The sequence below is a fragment of the Luteibacter sp. OK325 genome (assembly GCF_003050935.1).
In the GTDB taxonomy this organism is placed as follows: domain Bacteria; phylum Pseudomonadota; class Gammaproteobacteria; order Xanthomonadales; family Rhodanobacteraceae; genus Luteibacter.
Genome location: NZ_QAOX01000002.1, coordinates 321415 through 340634, shown reverse-complemented (window position 1 = coordinate 340634; position 19220 = coordinate 321415). Strand labels below are relative to the sequence as shown.

The 19220-nt window shown below is 60.2% G+C and carries 15 protein-coding genes; 12 read left to right on the top strand and 3 right to left on the bottom strand.

What is annotated here, in order from left to right:
* Window positions 1–124 precede the first annotated feature (124 nt).
* Window positions 125–619 carry a DUF417 family protein gene (locus C8J98_RS05355; RefSeq protein ID WP_107911656.1) on the top strand — a complete coding sequence of 165 codons (495 nt, stop codon included), beginning with the start codon at window positions 125–127 and terminating at the stop codon, window positions 617–619.
* Here the strand turns inward: C8J98_RS05355 and C8J98_RS05350 are convergent.
* Window positions 565–1524 carry a cyclase family protein gene (locus C8J98_RS05350; RefSeq protein WP_107911654.1) on the bottom strand — a complete coding sequence of 320 codons (960 nt, stop codon included), beginning with the start codon at window positions 1522–1524 and terminating at the stop codon, window positions 565–567. The genes C8J98_RS05355 and C8J98_RS05350 overlap by 55 nt on opposite strands.
* A gap of 686 nt (window positions 1525–2210) precedes the next feature.
* Between C8J98_RS05350 and C8J98_RS05340 the strand changes: the two genes are divergently transcribed.
* From C8J98_RS05340 to C8J98_RS05315, 6 genes are all read left to right on the top strand, one after another.
* The gene (locus C8J98_RS05340; RefSeq protein WP_107911650.1) at window positions 2211–3233 is read left to right on the top strand and encodes a helix-turn-helix domain-containing protein; all 1023 of its coding nucleotides are present in this window, start codon (window positions 2211–2213) and stop codon (window positions 3231–3233) included.
* Window positions 3230–4183, top strand: coding sequence for a LysR family transcriptional regulator (locus C8J98_RS05335; protein ID WP_107911648.1), 954 nt, complete (start codon window positions 3230–3232; stop codon window positions 4181–4183). Before C8J98_RS05340 ends, C8J98_RS05335 begins: the two co-directional genes overlap by 4 nt.
* 216 nt (window positions 4184–4399) lie before the next feature.
* Complete coding sequence (locus C8J98_RS05330) at window positions 4400–5062, top strand: hydrolase (RefSeq protein WP_107911647.1); 663 nt, start codon at window positions 4400–4402, stop codon at window positions 5060–5062.
* Between the two features lie 52 nt (window positions 5063–5114).
* Window positions 5115–5357: a DUF1427 family protein gene (locus tag C8J98_RS05325; protein WP_107911645.1), complete on the top strand. Its 243-nt coding sequence runs from the start codon at window positions 5115–5117 to the stop codon at window positions 5355–5357.
* Between the two features lie 20 nt (window positions 5358–5377).
* Window positions 5378–6925 (top strand): MFS transporter, encoded by a 1548-nt coding sequence (locus C8J98_RS05320; protein WP_199229819.1) that lies wholly within the window; start codon window positions 5378–5380, stop codon window positions 6923–6925.
* Window positions 6922–8286 (top strand): alginate export family protein, encoded by a 1365-nt coding sequence (locus C8J98_RS05315; protein ID WP_107911635.1) that lies wholly within the window; start codon window positions 6922–6924, stop codon window positions 8284–8286. Before C8J98_RS05320 ends, C8J98_RS05315 begins: the two co-directional genes overlap by 4 nt.
* A gap of 6 nt (window positions 8287–8292) precedes the next feature.
* On the opposite strand, the gene C8J98_RS05310 is transcribed toward C8J98_RS05315, so the two are convergent.
* A complete protein-coding gene (locus tag C8J98_RS05310) occupies window positions 8293–9531 on the bottom strand; it encodes an epoxide hydrolase (RefSeq protein WP_107911633.1) in 1239 nt (412 codons plus the stop codon).
* Window positions 9532–9637: 106 nt separating this feature from the next.
* Between C8J98_RS05310 and C8J98_RS05305 the strand changes: the two genes are divergently transcribed.
* Both C8J98_RS05305 and C8J98_RS05300 read left to right on the top strand, forming a co-directional pair.
* Window positions 9638–10225, top strand: a complete 588-nt coding sequence (locus C8J98_RS05305; protein WP_107911631.1) for a TetR/AcrR family transcriptional regulator — start codon at window positions 9638–9640, stop codon at window positions 10223–10225.
* 171 nt (window positions 10226–10396) lie between these two features.
* Window positions 10397–12055: an MFS transporter gene (locus C8J98_RS05300; RefSeq protein ID WP_107911629.1), complete on the top strand. Its 1659-nt coding sequence runs from the start codon at window positions 10397–10399 to the stop codon at window positions 12053–12055.
* On the opposite strand, the gene C8J98_RS05295 is transcribed toward C8J98_RS05300, so the two are convergent.
* Complete coding sequence (locus tag C8J98_RS05295; protein WP_107911627.1) at window positions 11996–12970, bottom strand: LysR family transcriptional regulator; 975 nt, start codon at window positions 12968–12970, stop codon at window positions 11996–11998. The genes C8J98_RS05300 and C8J98_RS05295 overlap by 60 nt on opposite strands.
* Before the next feature lie 122 nt (window positions 12971–13092).
* On the opposite strand from C8J98_RS05295, the gene C8J98_RS05290 reads away from it, so the two are divergent.
* From C8J98_RS05290 to C8J98_RS05275, 3 genes are all read left to right on the top strand, one after another.
* Window positions 13093–13989: a class II fructose-bisphosphate aldolase gene (locus C8J98_RS05290; RefSeq protein ID WP_343125715.1), complete on the top strand. Its 897-nt coding sequence runs from the start codon at window positions 13093–13095 to the stop codon at window positions 13987–13989.
* A gap of 442 nt (window positions 13990–14431) precedes the next feature.
* Complete coding sequence (locus C8J98_RS05280; RefSeq protein WP_107911623.1) at window positions 14432–15553, top strand: two-component system response regulator; 1122 nt, start codon at window positions 14432–14434, stop codon at window positions 15551–15553.
* A 61-nt stretch (window positions 15554–15614) separates the two neighbouring features.
* The gene (locus C8J98_RS05275; protein WP_107911621.1) at window positions 15615–19205 is read left to right on the top strand and encodes an ATP-binding protein; all 3591 of its coding nucleotides are present in this window, start codon (window positions 15615–15617) and stop codon (window positions 19203–19205) included.
* Window positions 19206–19220: the final 15 nt, after the last annotated feature.

The window sequence follows — 19220 nt, the reverse complement described above, 5'->3', positions numbered from 1 at the left end:
AAGGGTACCTACTGATACTTCTGAGCATGTTTATGCGATTAATTGATATCGAAAGAATAGCTCGTTCTTCGTAAAGTGGTCTAGTCGCATAGCGTTTATCAACTCAACACACGAAGGAAGCACCATGAACGCGCTACTCCAGCTCTTAGCCAAATCCGGCCTATTGAAGAAAGACTTCGACTACCACCTGCTTCGTTTGGCGATGGTCGTCATCTTCGCGTGGTTTGGCTACGACAAATGGTTCCAGTCTGAGATCACGGCGCTGGCGCCGCTGATTGCGCATGGACCGCTGATCTCCTGGACGATCCCGGTCCTGGGCATTCACGGCACTGCCATCCTCCTTGGCACCGCGGAGTGGACCTTCGGCTCGCTGTTGCTGCTCGGCTTCTGGAACAAGAAGCTGGGTGTGTTGGGAGCCCTTGGCTCGATCGCCACTTTCATATCCACGCTGAGTATCCTTCCGTTCGTCCCCGATGGATGGGACGCGGGCGCTGGTGGATTCCCCGCGATGGCGATGAATGCGGCATTCCTCTTGAAGGACCTTGTCTTGCTAGTGGTCTCCGTCTATCTGCTCAGAGAAGACGTGATTCGTGCGCTGGGCCTTTCGCGTAAGAACTGAGATAGGGGTGGGTCAAATGCGCGCACCGGAAACGTGCCCATGCCTTTTAGCTTGGGAGGGGCCGCCGTGAAGGTGAAGCCCTCGACAGGTACACGGTCCAGCGCTGTCAGGTGCTCGACAATCGGGATGCCCGCAGCCAGCAAAACCGAGTGAACGGGACGGTAGCCGTCGGATGTGTCGTCGATGTTCAACGAATCGATACCGACGACGCGCGCTCCCTGGTCGCGCAGGTAGACCGCCGCCTGTTCGGTGAGGAAGGGATGGCCTTCGAAATACTGGTCGGTGCGCCAGTGGCGGTCCCACCCGGTGTTGATCAAGACGGCTCGATGGCGGCAGTCGACCGGCGCAAAATGCGTCCAATCAATCGCGCGCCCTGCGACGCCGAAGGTCCGAACGACCACTGCAGGTACGTCCGCCATCGTCGCCACGCTCAAGGCACTGAGATCGAAGCCATCCGCGTAACGGTGGAATGGCACATCCATGTACGTTCCAGTATTGCCTACCATCTGAATCCGTCCGATCTGGAACTCGGTACCCTCGGCATAAACGCCACGCGATTTCTCGCGGGACAGGTGGTCGCAGATGAGGGGCGCCGGCAGTCCCTTATAGGTCACCATACCGTCTTCGATCGTATGACTGAGGTCGACATAGCCGGCAGCGAGGACCGCATGGCCAGGTTCATCGTCCCGCCTGTCAGCTCGCTTGTGCTGCTCCTCGATCACTTGCTTATTGAGGATCCGCACGTCCGCAACCATCAGCAACTTCATGTCGCGGATGACGTAGGCCGCTAGCGCATCATCTGCAATGTCTTCTCCCTCGATATCCAGGCGGAAACCCTGGCCCTGGAGACCGCCTCCGTTCGAGAAAGTAATCTCAAAGTCAAAGCGCACGCGCCGGTCGGTCATGGCCTGGCCCTTTTCAGTCGGATGCTGTTGATTCAATCAGAGGGGCCGCGCGGAGGCCAGGACAAATCGCGCCAGATACCGGACCGTGTCGGGGCGAGGGCACTTCGAGGTTGCAAGCATGAGATGGCCCCTTTATCTGTTCGAGCTGGAGGACGATCGGCTTGTTGTTCACCGAAAGGACGATGCGTAGGCGGCGCTGGCAAGCTGAAGCGTGCTCATTCAGATAGTGCAAGCTAATCACTTCCGGCGGGACCTCTGCGCGTCCAGCATGCGCAGGTGTCTTCAGAACCAAGGTGCCTTCCACGTGCTGCATCCGCAATTTCATACGACCGAAGCTGGCCTCCTGATCCATCGTCCCATTTGGGAAGTGTTTGCTTTCTACCGGGACTTCACCCATCTGCCGACGTTTCTCGGCGACCGATTGTTCTGACCCACCAACGCCCCACGGCACGCTTTACATGCTTCGCCACGCTTAGAGCGCGCCAAATGCTGTCTGATATCTGTGCCGTTGCCTGGCCACACGCCGGGTCGTAAGGGAGTGCGCCTTACGCAAAGCGGGCGCCGGGCATTCGTGATTGGCGATGCAGCGAACATTCTCGAGCCAGATGTGGCCGGCGCCTACCAGGCTCATGCCTGAATCTCCGCGCGCTTCTTGAGATAGCGCGTTTGTCAGAGAGGATTCCCCAATGAACGCCACCGTTCTATCGCAACCAAGGTACGACCCGTCGGCTGATTCTGTCGAAACCCGGTTCCACCATGGGTACGCGTTTCAATCGAACGAAGGGAGACGCCACGCACTCCATCGAGCACTGATCTCAGTGGTGCTTAACTACCCGGACGACGACGCCACCTTCGATCGAGCCTGCGGGCTTGCCGGTTTGGATTCGAGCACCCCGCGCGTGGGTCTTGCATTTATCGTGGCGATGCCAGAAACGCCCCGGCACGCCGAGAGTACGCTCGAGCAGCTGATGGCTGCTTTCGCCGCAGAGCTCAACTTGGCCGTCGAAGAGTTGGTAGGTGCCCGATATGCGGGGAGACTGGTCATCTGGGCACCTGTGGCAAGTCGCGTTTCGACGCGCATCAATGGCCGCCGAATGCGGGCGCATGTCCTCTCATTGATAAACGTGATGCGTGGGATTGTAGGTGTCGGGATCGGACTTGTGAACGTGGGCGCTCAAGGATGGTCGACCTCAGCGAAGGAAGCGTTGGGCGTCTTAAATGCCGGTGGTTGCTGGGGTGGCATATCGCGAGTCTTCTCTCATCCCGCGCCTGATTTCCGGCTGAGCGATGAGCAAGCAAGAGGCATCACCTCGTTCATCGAAGCGCATCTTGATACTCACATGTCATTACGTGACATGGCAAATGCCACGAACCTGTCGTCTGGTCATTTCTGCCGGGCCTTCAGGGGACGTTTTGGTGTGCGACCCCGTGAATATCTGATGCTTCGGCGCGTGGCGCGCAGCAAGCACCTAATGCTTTCGACCGACAGGTCGTTGTGCGACATTGCGCTTGCGTGCGGGATGACGGACCAGGCGCACTTCTCGCGAACGTTTCGCCGTGAGATGGGAACAACCCCCAGCCGCTGGCGAGCCGAGAGGCGCCAGACCGTGGCGGACTGTGGCTCAGCTCACCGGAAACATCCTGACCCCGAGATCTCGGGCACTGCAGGGCAACTCGAGCGGCTTTGTAGTTCGGGCGAGGCAGCATGAGCGATTCCCTGCACAAGCTCTCTTGGGATGATCTTCGCATTGTGAAGGCCATTGGCGAGAGTAGCAGCCTTGCCGCCGCCGCCACGCTGCTTGGCGTCAATAACTCCACCATCTCCAGGCGACTATCTGCGTTAGAGGAAATCCTCGGCGTGGCCCTGTTCGACCGACGTCGCAGCGGTTACGTTCCGACAAGCGCCGGCGTCGAGTTGGTCGCCTTGGGCGAACGCGTTGAGAAAGACGTCGTCGGCGTAGTTCGCCGTGTGTCAGGCAACCTCCAGACGCATCGTGGTGACTTACGTATCACGACCAGCGACGCATTGCTGCTTGATTTCTTGACGCCAATCATCGCGTCTTTCCAGATGAAGAACCCGGAGGTGCGCATCGAGGTGATCGTCGCGAACGAGGCGCTCAATCTTGCACGGGGGGATTCAGATGTCGCTTTCCGAGCCACGCTTTCCCCGCCTGAAAACCTCTTCGGGCGGAAGGTTGCGACGGTTGCGTGGGCCACCTACGGTCGTAAGACAGACTACGCGCACGCATCATTGCCTGCCGCCGATCTCTATACGCGGCATTGGGTTTCATATGGAAAGCGCCTGTGCGGTCTGAGGGCCTTCCGTTTCGTGGAAGACCGCGTATCTCAAGAGAACATCCGCTACCGAAGCGACTCGGTTACCGGTGTGGCGGCGGGTATCTCCGCGGGGATGGGGATTGGCATCCTTCCCTGCATGCATGGAGATCTCGTGCCAGGTCTGATGCGTATAGGACCGATCGAATCGGAAATATTCGACGAACTCTGGATCCTGACCCATCCGGATATCCGCAAAGCGGGACGCGTCTTTGCCTTCATGTCTCACTGCGCAGAGATGATTACCCTACAGCGCGACTTCATCGCCGGTCGGGGAGTCCACGCGGGTCCGACGCTACTCGCGGAAAAATCGTCCAATCTTTAACGCGAAGGCGGTCATCGCAGATCATTGCCGCACGTGACAACAGGCCGTACCGGCTTGCAATCCTGCACATTCGATTCTGCATAAATACCGGGTCGCGGGGCATACAACGTACGTACCATTGGCAAACACAGACTCTCGCCATGCTGGCGAGCGTTCTTGTGTTCCCCCAACGGCTCTATGCGCCGTACCCCCTTGCCTACAGAGATGACTTCCCACATGAGCATCAAAGCCACCGCAAAGCCCGCCAGAACGCTGCTTAGTCCGACCGATCATGCGTTGGTCATGATGGATCACCAGTCGCAGATGGCGTTCAACGTCAAGTCAATCGACGTGACTAATCTGCGCACAAATGCGGGGATCCTCGCGCATACGGCGAAGGGTTTCAAAGTGCCCACGATCCTCTCGACCATCTCTAAGGACACCTTTGCCGGTCCGTTGTTCGCGGAGATAACCGATGCCTTCCCGGATGCGCAGGTCGTCGACCGCAGTACCTCGAATGCCTGGGAAGACAAGAACTTCATCGATCGCATCAACGCAGTCGGAAAGGATCGCTTGGTGATGTGCGGTCTGTGGACGTCCGTTTGTTGCAACGGCCCGGTGATTTCAGCGTTGGAGCAGGGCTTCGAGGTGTATGTGGTGACGGATGCCTGTGGCGATTGCACGCCGGAGGCACATGAACGGGCTATCGAGCGCATGATCCAGGCCGGCGCACGTCCTATTACGTCGCTCACCTATCTGCTTGAACTTCAGCGCGACTGGGCCCGCATGGATACCTACGACCTCACCACGGGTATCGCCATGAAGTTCGGCGGGGCATTCGGTATCGGCCTCCAGTACGTCAAGGCGATGTTCGGTGGAAGAGACGGAAAGAAGGACTGATTGCAGCGCTTAGTTCGGCCGGAGCGGAATTCCGCTCCGGCAGGAGTAGCCCATGAAACTATATCTCTTCTCACTCCTCGCCGGTCTGGTCGTCGGCTGCTTCTATTCGTTAGTCGGCGTGCGTTCGCCCGCGCCGCCCATCGTCGCGCTGGTCGGCTTGTTGGGGATCGTGCTCGGCGAGCAGCTCACGCCCGTCGTCAAGCAACTGATCCCCGCGCTGCATGCGGAGGCGTCACTTGAGAAAAGTCTCGCTCCCGCGGATGCGGCGGCAGACGACGCGAAACGCCGACCTTGAACGGAGCCCCTGATTCGCCGTTGAAGATTCCTATCTTCCGGGCGCTGTGGATCGCGACCATCGTCTCCAATATCGGCACCTGGATGCAGGATGTCGGTGCGGGCTGGCTCATGACTTCGCTCTCGACCAGCCCACTGATGGTAGCGCTGGTACAGGCATCTACAACCTTGCCGATGTTTGTGCTCTCCATGCCAGCCGGAGCGCTTGCGGACATCGTTGACCGGCGTCGCCTCCTGATCATCACGCAGTTGTGGATGCTGGGTGGTGCCGCCTTGCTCGCGGTTACAACGTTTGCGGGTCTGACCGGCCCAGGCCTGCTGCTCTCGATGGTGTGCGCCATTGCGACCGGGATGGCGCTGAGTGCGCCCGCTTTTCAGGCCACCGTACCCGAACTGGTTGATGCTGCAGCATTGCCTCAGGCAGTGATGCTAGTAAGCCTGGGCGTGAATATCGCGCGCGCGATAGGTCCCGCACTTGGGGGGCTCGTGATCGCCATCACCGGTGGCCCGGCGGCCGTCTTCGCGCTCAACGCGGTTTCCGGTATCGGTGTCGTCGTAGTCCTGCTCCATTGGCGTCGCGAGGCCCCACGAAGCGATCTCCCTGCTGAACATTTCCTTGGCGCATTGCGTGCTGGCGTGCGTTATACGCTGCAGGCACCGGCAATGTTGGCTGTGCTGCTGCGCTGTGTCGCCTTCTTCGTCTTCGCGAGCGCGTTGTGGGCCCTTCTTCCCGTGATCGGCCGGCGCGAACTACACCTGGACCCCATGGGATATGGAGCGTTGCTCGGCTTCCTGGGACTCGGAGCGGTGATTGGCGCCGCGATCTTGCCGGAGCTGTCGCGGCGAACCTCTTCTAATTCACTTGCGACCATTGCGTGCTTGTTGTTCGCTTTAGCCACTGGGCTGCTGGGAATGATCCATCACTTCGCAGCCACGGCAGTCGTGGTGTTCATGGCGGGATTTGCCTGGATCTCCATCATGTCGTCGTTCTCCGGCGCGGCGCAGATGGCGTCACCTGCCTGGGTCAAGGCGCGGTCGCTGGCGATCTTCATCCTTGTTTCCCAGGGCGCAATGACATTAGGTTCCACGTTCTGGGGCTGGCTCGCGTCGCAAGCAGGTATATCCGTCACGTTGATTACAGCAGGTACATCGCTGGCCGCCGTGCAGTTACTGCTGCTGCGCTTTCCGTTTGACATGGAAGCGACCCTCGACCTCGCGCCCGCGCCCAATTGGCCGACGCCGTTGGTGAGAAGCAAGGTGTCGAACGATCGTGGGCCAGTATTGGTCACTATCGAGTATCGCGTCGATTCGTCGAACGTCGCCGCCTTCGTACAGGCCATGATTCCCGTGCGCAGGAGCCGCCTCCGGGGCGGTGCGATGTTCTGGGCTATCTATGAGGATGTCGCGGTACCTGGCACGTTTCTCGAAACGTTCGTCGTACAGAGCTGGATTGAGCATCGTCGTCAGCACGAGCGTGGTACGCCCGTCGATCGCGGATTTGAGGAAACGGCGCAGCACTACCATCTCGGCCCGCCGCCCGTTGTCCGGCACCTGATAGCACCGTTATGACAACAACGCGCTTGCTGGCCCTGATGGCTACGCTGTTAGCCACCACTCCCGTATTTGCCCAGCAACTGCCTGCGCAGGTCGCGTGGCGCTATGACGAAGACTGGTCGGTTCTGAAGAATCTGGATCCCGCGGGGCTTCCGCCCTGGACCGCCGGGAAGTATGTGGAACTCACGCCAGGCGGGAAGGTCTGGCTTACGACCGGTCTCGAGATACGAGCTCGTTACGAGGGCTACCATGGCAATGGGTGGGGCAGTGCGCCTGCACCGAATGACGGTTACCTCTGGCTCCGTGCGCTGCCCTATGCGGCGCTGCGCGCCGGCCCCTTGAAGGTGTTCGTTCAAGGTATTGCGGGTTACGTCACCGGTCTCGCCACCCAGCCCGGTCCTGCTGACAAGACGGGTATAGATGTTTTGCAGCGTTTCGGCGAAGTATCGCTGAAGTTGGCGGACACCGCGATTGAGGTTCGCGACGGGCGGGAACTGGTCGCGCTAGGCTCGGAACGCCTTGTTGGTCTTCGGTATGGCCCCAACATTCCGCAGCCGTTCCAGGGCATGCATGCGAACATCCAGACCGGATCGGTTCGTCTTCAGTTGCTCAGCGTGCGCCCGGTGACGATCGGCCCGAACGATTTCGATGATCGTTCCTCGGCAACGCGGCGGTTGGACGCCGTTTACGCGACGATTAGCTTTGACCAGTCGGGAACCGATATCTACGCGCTTGATTACCGCAACCGCAGTGAGCAAGTGGAGCAGGGCATCGGCAAGGAGCACCGCGAAACCTACGGGGCGCGTTACTTTGGAAATGCAGGGCGCTGGGGTTGGAACTGGGAAGCGATGCTGCAAACGGGCCATTTCTCGGGCATGCCGGTACATGCATGGTCGTTGGGCACAGAAACGTCGTATCGCATCAGTCCTGTGACTATCCGCCTGCGTGCCGACACCATCAGCGGTGATCACGACGCCGGCGATCACACGTTGCAGACCTTCGATCCCATGTTCCCCAAGGGCAAGTACTTTGGCGAACTCACGCCGATCGGACCGAGCAACATCGTCAATCTACATCCCGGCGTCGATCTCGACCTGCGACGTGATCTCACGATGGGTCTCGCGGTGATCGATTATTGGCGTCAAAGTCGTGGCGATGGGATCTACGGCATCGCCGGCAACCTACTCCGCAGCGGGAGCGCAAACCATGCCCGCCATATCGGCGTCCAGGAGGAACTCGTACTAAATTGGCACCCGCACCCATTGGTGAGTGTCCTGGCGTCGTATTCCGTGTTCGAGCCAGGAGCATTCATCGAGCAGACCGGGCCCGCCCACATCATCCATATGATCGGGCTTGAGACGATGTTCCGTCTCTGAGAGCGCTCACGGTCCTTCGGCGTAGCCACGGAAGGCTCGGAACGCTCGCCACAGCTCGGTCGCGAACAGGGCTGGCTGCTCGAAGGCGGCGAAGTGTCCGCCCTTATCCACCTCGTTCCAATAGAACAGGTTCGGCCAGGCCGCCTCGGCCCATTTGCGCGGCGCGATAAACGTCTCCCGTGGAAACAGGCTGGCCCCCATCGGCACCTCGATCCGGTCCGGCGCGGCGCGTGAATGCGAGAAGAAAGTGTGGCTGCGCAGCGTGCTTCCGACGCCCTCCCAGTACAGGCGGGCACTGGACGTACCGGTGCCGGTGAACCAGTACAGCGAGATATCGTCGAGCATCTGGTCGCGGCTGAGGGCGTCTTCCGGTCGACCGGCATTGTCCGTCCATTCCCAGAATTTCTCGTACATCCACATGGCCAGCGCCACCGGCGAATCGCTAAGCCCATAGCCGATGGTCTGCGGCCGCGTGTTCATCTGGTCGGCGTAGCCGGCCATCTGATCGAGGTAGCGCTCGATCGCGTTGATCGCCCGCTGCTCCTCCGCACTCGGCTGCACCGGCAACACCTCTGGGACGACCAGGGGCAGGTTCACATGGGCGGCTAGCAAGCCCTCCGGGCGCTGGCTGGCCATGGCATGGGTGATGGCCGCGCCCCAGTCCCCACCCTGAGCCACCCAGCCGGCATAACCGAGCTTGTCCTGCATCAGGACCGTCCAGGCTCGCGCGATGCGCGCTGGGTTCCAGCCCGGCTCGGAGGGCTTGTCGGAGAAGCCGAAGCCCGGGATGGAAGGCACGACCACATGGAACGCGTCTTCGGCCCGCCCACCGAACTTTGTCGGCTCCGTGAGGCGGTCGATGACATCCAGGAATTCGACCACTGAACCGGGCCAGCCATGAGTCAGGAGGATGGGGAGCGCCCGCGGATGCGGCGACTGCACATGAATGAAATGAATGCCTACGCCGTCGATGCGCGTGCGGAACTGGGGAAAGCGGTTCAGGCGCGCCTCGAACTTCCGCCAGTCGTAGCCGTTGATCCAATAATCGACCAGGGATCGCGCGGCGGACAGCGGCACGCCCTGCGACCAGTCGGTCACCGTCTCGCGGTCGGGCCAACGGACAAGGCTCAGCCGCTGGCGCAGATCGTCGATGGCTGCCTGAGGGATGTTCGCCTCGAACGGCGAAATGCCGTCCGTGAGGGGCGGCAGCGAGTGCATGCTGGATGGATCGTACGCAGTTGACATGATCGATTCCAATTGTTTCTGTAGCAGTTGATACAAGCTTAGTCCGGCCAGCCCGATGCCACAAGAATTATTTTAATGATCGCTACAAAAAGGGTACGATTGCCCCATGACACGCAAGATCGCATTCGACTACGACCGGGCGCTGGACCGGGCTACGGACCTCTTCTGGAAGAAGGGCTACGCCGAGACCGGGCTGCGCGATCTCCTGAAGGTTATGGAGATCGGCGAGGGCTCGTTCTACAACACGCTCAAGAGCAAGAAGCAGCTCTACCTCACGTGTCTGCAGCGTTATGAGGACACTGTGGTCCACCTGCGTCTGGCGGCCCTGATGGCCGCGCCCACAGCGGCCGATGGTATCCGCGCTTTCTTCGGCGCCGTTCTCGACCGCCTGGATAATCCGGAGACGCCGTCCCGCCTGTGCATGCTGGCCGCCATGGAAACCGAGGAGGTGCTGCAGGATTCCGAATTGCGAAAACGCGCCCGGGAGGGCCTGGAGACTCTGCAGGGGCTGCTGTGCCAGCGTCTGAGCCAGGATCGAGACAACGGGTTGCTAGCGCCATCGCTGGCTCCGCAGATCATCGCAGCGGTGATCACCACCTACGTGCAAGGTCTCTGGCGCATGGCGTTAGTGGAGTACGACCGGCCCGGTTTCGAGCGACAGATCGATGCGTTCTTGACAGCGCTGGGGCTTTAACAGCGTTAGCGCTTTAACAGCGCCGCACAGTGCGAGAGGTGAATGCAATCGCGCGGGCGAAAAGACTCCGTAAAATTTGCTCGAGGCCAACATTTGAAGTGATTGTTCTCGTTGCCCCATCTAAACTGCGATCGATTTCTTCCGTATCTTATCGGTCGCGTACAAGCCCCAATGACAACCCAGTACAACTTTACAGAAGATCAGGAGCCGGGCGTTCTGGCGCCAATGGGCGTTCCTGTTTTCCGCAACATCTGGGCCGGCAATCTACTTACTAACCTTGGCGTGTGGGCGCAATCGGTGGCGGTAGCGTGGGTGATTGCAGCTGCCCACGCCGGGCCGATCATGGTGGCGATGGTGCAGGTGGCGGCGACAGCGCCGCTGGTTGTGCTACTGATTCCTGCGGGTGTGCTGGCCGACAACTACGACAAGCGGACGATCATGCTGGTGGGGCAGGTCGTGGAGATGTCGGGCGCAATCTTCCTTACGGTGCTCGCGTTCCTTGGGTATCTCGATCCAACCGCACTTATTCTTGCAGTGCTATGGATTGCGCTGGGCAGCGCGATTACCGAGCCTGCGTGGCAAGCCGCCGTGGGCGAGCAAGTGCCACGCCATATGGTCGGCGCTGCTGTGTTGCTCAATGGCGTGAACTACAACGTAGCGCGCGCCGTGGGGCCCGCCCTTGGCGGGTTGATGCTGAGCTCGCTCGCACCAAGCTGGGTGTTTCTGGTCAGTACGCTTACTTATATCGGTCTGCTCGTGGGGTTATGGCGGTGGCGACATGCGGTCGCAGAGCGAAGCCTGCCTCCCGAGGGCCTTCGTGAGGGCGTGGTGGCAGCGATGCGTTTCACCTGGAACTCGACAGTGACGCGCCTGGCCATGCTCCGGTCTTTCATGTTCGGGTTCGTTGCGAGCGTGATATGGGCCTTGCTGCCATTGGTGGCGCGTGAACGCCATGACGGCAGTGCCGCGCTATACGGTTATATGCTGGGCACACTGGGGGTAGGGGCCATCCTTGGCAGTGTGTTGGTGCCGCGTTTGCGCCATTGGCTCGGTTCCGGCCGATTGATCAGTGCCGCTGGGGCTGTTCTATCGGTCGTGCTGGTATTGCTCGCCTACGCGACGCCGCTTCCGGTACTTTTGCCGGCTTTGGGTGTTGCAGGCGCTTGCTGGATAACCGCACTCACCGAATACAACGCCAACGTGCAGATCCTGGTACCTGATTGGGTGAAGGGGAGGGCGTTGGCGCTTTATCAGACGGCGCTCTATGCAGGACTGGCGATCGGATCTTTCCTGTGGGGACATCTGGCCGAAACCATGGGCGTGTCCGGCGCGATTCTGAGTGCCGCGATAGTATCGGCTGTGTCGGTTTTGTTGCTCTATCACTCGCAGTTTCCACAGGTGGATGCCGCGGGCATGTCACCGGTGATGGGCAGCAAGGTCCTCGCACCGGGCGTTGCCTTCAATCATGAGCGTGGGGAAGTCGTCACGAGCATCGAGTACGTCGTTTCGGGCGAGCGGACCGACGAATTCGTTTCGCTGACCGTGGCCTTACGTCACTTGAGGCTACGGAACGGCGGTCGTTTCTGGGGCCTGTTCCGAGATATCCATGACGAAGAAGTCTGGCGCGAAGTCTTTCTCATCGAAAGCTGGTTGCAACACTTGCGCATGCTCGATCGATTGACTCTTGCCGACAAAGCCGTCATCGATCAGGTCATGGCATTGCACAGGGGGCCCGCACCGCCACGCGTCCAGGTAGGAGTGACTTACGAGTCAATCGACGCGCAAGTACCCGGTCGCCCGCCTGATGACACCATGAAGCCAGTCGTGTGAACCGTCTCCCGTCAGCCGCTCGTGCCACAGCGAACTGACCTCGAAGCGCTTCGTCGCATAGGGCAGCTCGTAAGTCCCGATGGGATAGGTCTGCGCGAACACGGCGGCCAACGGACGCGGCACGATGGCAGCGAGCTGGGTATCGTCGAGCAGGGCAGGGATGGCCATGAAGTGCGGGAGCGCCACGGCAATGCGCGACACCTTCGCGCAACCCGCGCATGCGCGTTCGTAGGACAGCCTGTCGTACATCTCGGAGCGTCGCGCCAATCCCCGTTCGGAGATATACCCGTCAACCGCGCCCTCGTGGTCGCCGCCGAGAGAAACGACCATCAATGATAAGTTCGAAAAGTCCTCCATGGTCATGACCGTGCGCGTACGAGGCGCTCTGGTGATGAGCACATCGTCGTAGTCAAACAGGCGGTCGGAGTGGAAGCGGGATGCCGCGGTGGAGAATGTTCCCACCGCCACGTCGATCCTGCCCAGGTCCAGTTGCTCGGCAAGGTCGATGCGTGTCGATGGTCGAACCACAATGTCGATGCGTGGAGCCTCGGCGGCGAGAATCTTGAGAATGCGCGGAAGCATGACCGTGGTGATGGAGTCGCTCGCGGCAATCGTGAAGACCTTGTTCGACGAGGCGGGGTCGAACTTCTGTAAGCCGATGCCCACTTCCAATGACGCCAGGGCTCGCCTGACCGGGTCGGCGAGCAGAAGCGCGCGGGCAGTGGGTTGCATGCCGGCTACCGTGCGGATGAAGAGCTCGTCGTCCAGCGTTTCACGCAGGCGCCTCAGCGAATGACTGACCGCGGACTGGCTCAGGAACAGTTTCTGGCTGGCCCGAAGGACGCTGCGCTCTTGCATGACAGCGTCGAAGATGCGGAGCAGGTTAAGGTCGAAGTTGTTAAAGGTGCCCGTCATACCGTCGATCCTCACCAATTCATGCAAGTGCACCGGGTGCATAAGCAACCTGCAAGGGTTTCACTTCCCGGTGGCCGACTGCAAGCCGATGATGTTCGAATGGTAATCGAAGCAATGAACCCATGAGCGATCCATCTGATAACGGAGTCCCTATGCTGGACCTAAGGCTTTCCCTCACGCGCGCGCAAGAGCGTGGCGTTGCCGTCGCCCACTTCAACGTGTCCGAGCTGGCCGCCCTCAAGGCGGTGTCCTTGTCGGCGCGGGAATTGGACGTGCCGGTCATTATCGGCGTTTCCGAGGGCGAGCGAGAGTTCTTCGGCGTTCGCCAGATTGCAGCGGTCGTACGCAGTATCAGGGACGAGTTCGACTTCCCGATCTTCCTCAATGCCGACCACACCCATTCGCTGGCCAAGGCGGTCGAGGCGGCCAAGGCCGGCTTCGACGCGGTGGCCTTCGATGGTTCGGCGCTGTCGCTGGAAGAAAACGCTTCGATGACGCGACATGCCGTCGAGCAACTCAAATCGATCAACCCAAAGATTCTTGTCGAGGGCGAGATCGGCGACATCGGCACCGGGTCTGAAGTACACGACACGGTGCCCGACCTGTCCAAGAGCCTGACCACACCCGAAGAGGCCGCGCAGTTCGTGGAGTCGACCGGAATCGACATCCTGGCGCCAGCGGTGGGCACCCTGCATGGGATGTTCCGCATTGCGCCCGGACAGGTGCCACCGCGTCTCAACATCGAGCTCATCGGCAAGATCAAGGCCGCCACCGGGGTCTTCCTGACCCTGCATGGCGGTTCGGGCACCGCCGATGACGAATTCACCCGCGCCATAGGCGCCGGAATCAACATCATTCACATAAACACGGAACTGCGCATCGCCTGGCGGCGAGGGCTGGAGGAAGGTCTTGCCGAGCGACCCAACGACGTGGTGCCGTATCGGATCCTTCCGCACGCGCTCGAAGCGGTGAAGCAGGTTGCAATGGCCCGCATGCGGTTGTTCAACGGCAGGGCCTGATCCCCGGGAGCGAGCCTGTCAAGGCGGCCCGCGCCAATGCCTGCGTATCGATGTACTCGCGGATCTTCGCCACCTTGCTGTCTCGCACGGTGATGGCGAAGGTCCAGTCGTCCTTGAATGCCTTGTTCGTAGCTTTGATCGCTCCCGTCGCAACGCCGACTATGAGAACCCGATCTCCCTATGTCCGCGGTGAGTGCCGGCCAGCGGCCAACCCTTACGCGGAACGATCCACTCGATGTCATGGGCGGACAACGCATTAACAGCCAGAATCACGTGCCGATTATGCACATTCAGGCGTGTCAGCTAGCGCTTCCTGAGGGCACGAAGACCGGGCCATGCTAAAACTGCCGTACGGGTCAAGGGATATACTCGCCAGTACGTTGCCAAGCCATCGTGCCGCCAACGTCCAGCTCACGCATACGACGAACAAAGGGAGAGTCCCGTGGAGGCGCACAACGTCGCGAAAGGGCCTATCGTACTGATAGTGGACGACAGTCCCGATAACCTTCTGCTTCTGTCGGAACTGCTTCAACCCCTTTATCACATCAGGTTGGCGGCAAACGGCGAAGAGGCGTTGCAAGCCGTCGTGGCGGGGGAACGACCAGACATCATCCTACTGGACGTCGTCATGCCTGGGATGTCTGGCTTCGACGTGTGCAGGAAACTCAAATCGCGCGTGGAAACGCGCGATATCCCGGTGCTCTTCCTGACCACCCTTGATGCGACGGAGGACGAGACGCGGGGACTGGTATTTGGTGGGGCCGACTACATCAACAAACCGATCAATCCCCCCATACTCATAGCGCGCATCGCCACGCATCTTCGACTAAAAAAGGCCGCCGATTTCCTGAAGGATAAGAACGCGTACCTGGAGCAAGAAGTAGCCCGGCGCACGCAGGAAATCACGGCGGTGCAGGAGGTCACGATCCTCGCTCTCACGTCGCTTGCCGAAGCCCGGGATAACGAGACGGGCAACCACATTCGACGCACGCAACACTACGTGAAAGCATTGGCGGATGGCCTCAAGAATCACCCTCGATTCGCGTCGACGCTGGATGAAGCCACCCAGCGGCTGCTTTTCCAATCGGCACCGCTGCACGACATCGGGAAAGTGGGTGTGCCGGACAGCATTCTGCTCAAGCCGGGTCGACTGACGCCGGAAGAGTACGAGGTCATGAAAACACACACGACTTTGGGCCGTGACGCAATTCAACGTGCTGAGGATCAGTTGGGCATGGATGTGCCGTTCCTTCGGTTCGCCAAAGAAATGGCCTACAGTCATCAGGAAAGATGGAACGGAAGTGGTTACCCGGAAGGACGATCTGGGGACGATATCCCAGTCTCCGCGCGCCTTATGGCGGTGGCGGATGTCTATGATGCCTTGATCAGCCCAAGGGTCTATAAGAAGGGAGCACCCCACGAGGAGGCTGCCGCGTGGATCGCGGAAAAGCGTGGGGTGGACTTCGACCCCGATGTCGTTGACGCGTTCCTCCAATTGCAGAGTGAGTTCCAGGCTATCGCCAGGCGTTTTGCCGACCGTGAAATACCCGCACCCGCGGGCTAATTGGAATGTCGCCGGGCCGTCCAGGGTCTGAAAACCAAAACCAGGCAAGGGCTTAGTTTGTATGAATGCCCTGTTCGAGCGGTTGGAACGTTTACCTTTACGCCGCCGGCTCCAGTTCGGCTTCGGCGGCATTCTTCTGCTCGCGGTGCTACTCGGCGTGTACAGCGTCGGTGTGCAGCGACTGCAGACAAATCAGATCGACAGGCTGTATGAGAAGGACATGTTGGGTCTTGTCCATATCGAAGCAGCGAGAGCCGCTCTGGGCGATATCGGTCAAAACCTCAGGGAGGCCGTGTTGGTCGTCCGCGCGGACGATCGGGCCGTAGCATTGCGGCGGCTCGCCGGCTCTGAAGCGCTCATGATCCAGCAGATCGAGCAGGCCAGGTCGCGCATCTATCGCGATCAGATTTTACAGGGTATCGCAGACTTCCAACGGGCCTTCACCAACTACAAGCGGCAGGTCGATCTCATCACGAGCACCGTCCAGAGTGACGGGCAGGCCGCCGCGGCCGAACTGCTCACGTCGGCAACATTTCGACAAAGCGATGCCACGGTCAACGCGACCCTCGCGCACGTCGAGGAAATGAAGCGTAACGGAGCCGACGCAGAGGTGCGCGAAGCCGGTGAGCGCTTTCGTCGAGGGGTACAACTCACGGTCTGGCTGCTCGCACTCGGCGTCGGGGGCGGCATTCTGTTCGGCTGGCTGATCAGCCGTTCCATCCGTCGCCCTGCGGAGGGCTTGCGGCAAGCGCTGGACAAATTGAGTTCGGGGCAACTCGATACCGTTGTGCCGTATACCGGGTACCCGAACGAAGTCGGCTCACTGGCGCGCAGCATCGTTGCTCTGCAGGGCGAAGCCAAACAGCTGGCGGACCAGCGCTGGGTAAAGACCCACGTGGCATCGATCACGGGTTCGCTTCAATCGGCCAACGACTTCGACGATCTGGCAGCGCGCTTCTTCGCCGTTATTGCCCCGCTTCTTGATATCGTCCAGGGTTCTTTCTGTTTGCACGACCCCCAATCGGGTCAACCTCGAATGCACACCAGCCCCGCGGGCGGAGGAACGCCGGTGGAGTTCACGAGTTTGCCGGTGATACGAAGCGGACGGCTTTACGGCGTTGTCGAGATCGCAGCGGTGTCGCCCTTCCACGCAAGGCAGCGCCAACTGCTCGACGAACTGATGCCCTTGCTGGCTATGAATGTGGAAATCCTGGAACGATCTGTGTGTACCCGCCAGCTCTTGGACGAAACACGCAGCCAGGCGGAGTTGACGGCGCGGCAGGCGGCAGACCTGAAGGCTAAGACGCTTGAGCTGGAGGGCCAGCAACAGACCATGGCGGCGGCGAAGGCGTGGTACCGGGGCATCATCGATTGCGCTCCGGACGGCATTCTCATCGCCGACCAAGATGGGCAGATCATGCTCGTGAACCCAAAGCTGGAAACGATATTCGGTTATGAAAGCGGGGAGTTGATCGGCGTGCGGATCGAGCGACTGATTTCACCCACGTCGGGCCACAAGCACAGCGATCTTCGCGAACAATTCTTCGTGCAGGGGATCAGCCGCCAGATGGGAGGAGCCAACATCGACTTGCACGGCATGCGCAAGGATGGCACGAGCTTCTCCGTGGAAATTGGCCTTTCCTTCCTTCCCGATATCGAGGGCAGGGGACGATGCGTGTGTGCCTCGGTACGCGACATCAGCGAGCGTCGTGCCATGGAAGCCGTCATCGTCAGGAGCGAAGAGCGATTGCAGTACATTCTGGACAGCAGCCCCATCGCCATCGCGGTCGCAACCAAGGGACGCATCCGGTTTGCCAACCCGACGTTCGTCGATGCTTTCGGCATCGGACCGGGGGAATCCACTGCTCGCATGTATGTCGATCCGGGTGAACGCGAGAAGGTATGGGAGAGCTTGAGCGCTGGTGGCGCGGTTACAGACCGCGAGGTGCGCATGTACAGCCGTGATCGCCTGCAACGAGACATGCTGGTGACCTATCTGCCGATCAACTATGACGGAGAGGCGGGCGTGCTGGGTTGGATGCTGGACATGACGGAGCGAAAAGCCGCCGAGACCGCCACGCAGCGTTCCAGGGATATCGCCCAGGAAGCCACTCAGGCGAAGAGCGATTTCCTAGCCAACATGAGCCACGAAATCCGTACGCCCATGAATGCCATCATCGGGATGAGCCATCTGGCCCTGCGAGCCAATCCGGAACCGAAGCAGCGGGACTATCTAGAGAAAATCCATCGATCGGCAGGCAACCTGCTAGGCATCATCAACGACATCCTCGATTTCTCCAAAATCGAAGCTGGTCATATGCGCATGGAGAGCGTGGATTTCCGCCTCGACGACGTATTGGACCAGCTGGCCAGCATGGTCGTACTCAAGCTAGAAGAAAAAAACCTGGAGCTCTCGTTCTACCCGGCGTCAGACATACCCCCCATGCTGGTGGGAGATCCGCTCCGATTGGGGCAGATATTGCTCAATCTCACCAACAATGCCGTCAAATTCACAGAGCAGGGTTCGGTCGTGGTCGGCGTGGACCCGGTGTCCATTCAGAAGGAAAGCGCTGAACTGCACTTCTGGGTAAAGGACACCGGCATCGGCATGAGTGCCGATCAATGCCACCGGGTGTTCGAGTCATTCGTCCAGGCGGACTCTTCCACCACCAGGCGGTTCGGTGGCACGGGCCTGGGCCTGGCCATCTCCCGTCGGCTGGTCACATTGATGGGCGGACGGATCTGGGTCGAAAGCGAGCCGGGCGGCGGTTCCACTTTTCATTTCCATGCGTCGTTCGGCGTAGCTGCCGCCGACAGCCTCCAGGCCCAGAAGGACTCCCAGGATACGAATGAGCAACGGGGGGCTACGCTCGCCGGCTGCCGCATATTGCTTGTGGAAGACAACGAGTTGAATCGGGAGCTCGCTGTGGAACTGCTCCATCAGGCCGGGATGAAGGTAGCACTGGCGTGCAACGGCCAGGAGGCACTGGATCTGTTGGCACATGATCAACGCTTCGACGGCATCCTGATGGATGGCCAGATGCCCATCATGGATGGCTATACCGCCGCCGGACTGATTCGCAACCGGATGGGCCTGACAAAGCTTCCCATCATCGCTATGACGGCAGACGCCATGGTGGGAGACCGTAAACGGGCTATCGCGGCCGGCATGAACGATCACATTGCCAAACCACTGAATGTGGATGCCATGTTCTCGACGATACGACGCTGGGTGAGGCCCAAGCCTAGAGCAGCGTCGATGCCCGCACCCCGCACCTCATCAGTGCCACTACCTGAGCTTCCGGGTGTCGATCAACGTGCCGGACTGGCAACCTGCGGGAACATGGCACCGCTGTATCGTCGCTTGCTGGACCTGTTTCGCCAGAACTATGCCCAATTCGATGAAGCATTTGCCACGGCCAGGCAAAGTACCGACGCCAGCGCCGCCTCGCGAGTGGCTCATACGTTAAGAGGCGCGGCAGGAAACATCGGTGCATTGAAAGTAGCGGAACTGGCCGCTCAATTGGAGAAAGCGTGCATGGCGGGGGCAGGCACGGGAGAACTGAATCAGGCCCTCGCCAAGGTAACTGCGGCGCTTCGTCCCATCATCGACCGGCTTCTCGCTGAAGACACATCATCCACTGGCCCATGATTTTTGCAGCGCCCC

Bases quoted from the DNA above. Each gene is read 5' to 3' on its own strand.
- C8J98_RS05355 (WP_107911656.1), top strand. From the start codon at position 125: ATGAACGCGCTACTCCAGCTCTTAGCCAAATCCGGCCTATTGAAGAAA.
- C8J98_RS05350 (WP_107911654.1), bottom strand. From the start codon at position 1,524: ATGACCGACCGGCGCGTGCGCTTTGACTTTGAGATTACTTTCTCGAAC.
- C8J98_RS05340 (WP_107911650.1), top strand. From the start codon at position 2,211: ATGAACGCCACCGTTCTATCGCAACCAAGGTACGACCCGTCGGCTGAT.
- C8J98_RS05335 (WP_107911648.1), top strand. From the start codon at position 3,230: ATGAGCGATTCCCTGCACAAGCTCTCTTGGGATGATCTTCGCATTGTG.
- C8J98_RS05330 (WP_107911647.1), top strand. From the start codon at position 4,400: ATGAGCATCAAAGCCACCGCAAAGCCCGCCAGAACGCTGCTTAGTCCG.
- C8J98_RS05325 (WP_107911645.1), top strand. From the start codon at position 5,115: ATGAAACTATATCTCTTCTCACTCCTCGCCGGTCTGGTCGTCGGCTGC.
- C8J98_RS05315 (WP_107911635.1), top strand. From the start codon at position 6,922: ATGACAACAACGCGCTTGCTGGCCCTGATGGCTACGCTGTTAGCCACC.
- C8J98_RS05310 (WP_107911633.1), bottom strand. From the start codon at position 9,531: ATGTCAACTGCGTACGATCCATCCAGCATGCACTCGCTGCCGCCCCTC.
- C8J98_RS05305 (WP_107911631.1), top strand. From the start codon at position 9,638: ATGACACGCAAGATCGCATTCGACTACGACCGGGCGCTGGACCGGGCT.
- C8J98_RS05300 (WP_107911629.1), top strand. From the start codon at position 10,397: ATGACAACCCAGTACAACTTTACAGAAGATCAGGAGCCGGGCGTTCTG.
- C8J98_RS05295 (WP_107911627.1), bottom strand. From the start codon at position 12,970: ATGACGGGCACCTTTAACAACTTCGACCTTAACCTGCTCCGCATCTTC.
- C8J98_RS05290 (WP_343125715.1), top strand. From the start codon at position 13,093: ATGAGCGATCCATCTGATAACGGAGTCCCTATGCTGGACCTAAGGCTT.
- C8J98_RS05275 (WP_107911621.1), top strand. From the start codon at position 15,615: ATGAATGCCCTGTTCGAGCGGTTGGAACGTTTACCTTTACGCCGCCGG.